At 39.1% G+C, this 737-nt stretch carries 1 protein-coding gene; it reads left to right on the top strand.

The features are described from left to right. Positions 1–737: rod shape-determining protein (locus ABWV72_RS21175; RefSeq protein WP_353372966.1), on the top strand; the 737-nt coding region annotated here is incomplete at both ends.

Here is a 737-nt window from a genome sequence, read left to right as displayed (position 1 = left end):
CTTGAAGATGGCGAAACCACGATTCCGTCTTGTGTGTTTTTAGAGCATGGGGTGATTAAACCAGAAAAAGTTTCAGAGACAGATTTATTAGCTCGTGTGAAAGCAGAAAAAGCGGCACAAACTCAAAAAGCTAAAAGTGATACAGACGCGCGGGTTTTCACCGATGCAGAACTTATCAATATTTTTCGCAAAGTAATCAGAGCTGAAAATCGCGAAGATGCTAAAACTAATCAACGTATGCAAACCGTAATGGAAGCGCTGGCGTTGAGCGACGATATTATTATTGGTCGAGAAGCGGAATTAGCACACATTACCAATCCTGAAAATGGTTTTTACATTAAGTCTCCCAAATCTTTTTTAGGTGCAAAAATCACCAAAGCTCAGCAAGGCATATTTGCATCTGTTATAGAGAAAATGCTGGCGTTTATAAAAGAAGAATCTGAATACATAAAGGGCATAGAATTGGAGAGTGTTGTTATTGGCAGGCCCGTTAATTTTCATGGTTTACAAGAAAAAGATGGAAATAGTCAAGCCTTAAGCATTCTTACCTCAGCGGCAAAAAAAGTAGGTTTTAAAGATATTGAATTTTTAATGGAGCCACTTGCCGCAGCCTATGATTATGAAAGGCAGTTAAGTCAAGATAAGGTGGTGCTTATTATTGATTTAGGTGGCGGTACAACAGACTGTTCGGTGGTTAAACTAGGACCCAGTTATATCAACAGCGATATTCGAGAGAG

The organism is Aliiglaciecola sp. NS0011-25 (assembly GCF_040370605.1).
Lineage (GTDB): Bacteria > Pseudomonadota > Gammaproteobacteria > Enterobacterales > Alteromonadaceae > Aliiglaciecola > Aliiglaciecola lipolytica_A.
The sequence above is the reverse complement of the archived record's forward strand: the minus strand, read 5'-3'. Positions and strand labels throughout refer to the sequence as shown.